Raw genomic sequence first — 678 nt, forward strand, 5'->3', positions numbered from 1 at the left:
CCGGTGCAGGGACCGTGTCAGGCGGGCAGTTTGACTGGGGCGGTCGCCTCCTAAAGAGTAACGGAGGCGCCCCAAGGTTCCCTCAGAATGGTTGGAAATCATTCGAAGAGTGCAAAGGCAGAAGGGAGCTTGACTGCGAGACCTACAAGTCGAGCAGGGACGAAAGTCGGGCTTAGTGATCCGGTGGTACCGCATGGAAGGGCCATCGCTCAACGGATAAAAGCTACCCTGGGGATAACAGGCTTATCTCCCCCAAGAGTCCACATCGACGGGGAGGTTTGGCACCTCGATGTCGGCTCATCGCATCCTGGGGCTGAAGTAGGTCCCAAGGGTTGGGCTGTTCGCCCATTAAAGCGGTACGCGAGCTGGGTTCAGAACGTCGTGAGACAGTTCGGTCCCTATCTGTCGTGGGCGTAGGAAATTTGAGAGGAGCTGTCCTTAGTACGAGAGGACCGGGATGGACGTACCGCTGGTGTACCAGTTGTTCCGCCAGGAGCACCGCTGGGTAGCTATGTACGGACGGGATAAGCGCTGAAAGCATCTAAGCGTGAAGCCCCCCTCAAGATGAGATTTCCCAGTATGTAAGACCCCTTGAAGACGACGAGGTAGATAGGCTGGGGGTGGAAGTGCAGCAATGCATGGAGCTGACCAGTACTAATCGGTCGAGGGCTTATCCTA

At 56.6% G+C, this 678-nt stretch carries 1 rRNA gene; it reads left to right on the forward strand.

Annotation, left to right across the window (positions count from 1 at the left end):
* A 23S ribosomal RNA gene (locus ACE5KN_RS31005) occupies positions 1 to 678 on the forward strand; the annotation flags it as partial.

The sequence above is a fragment of the Paenibacillus terreus genome (genome assembly GCF_042138595.1).
In the GTDB taxonomy this organism is placed as follows: Bacteria; Bacillota; Bacilli; order Paenibacillales; family Paenibacillaceae; genus Paenibacillus; species Paenibacillus terreus.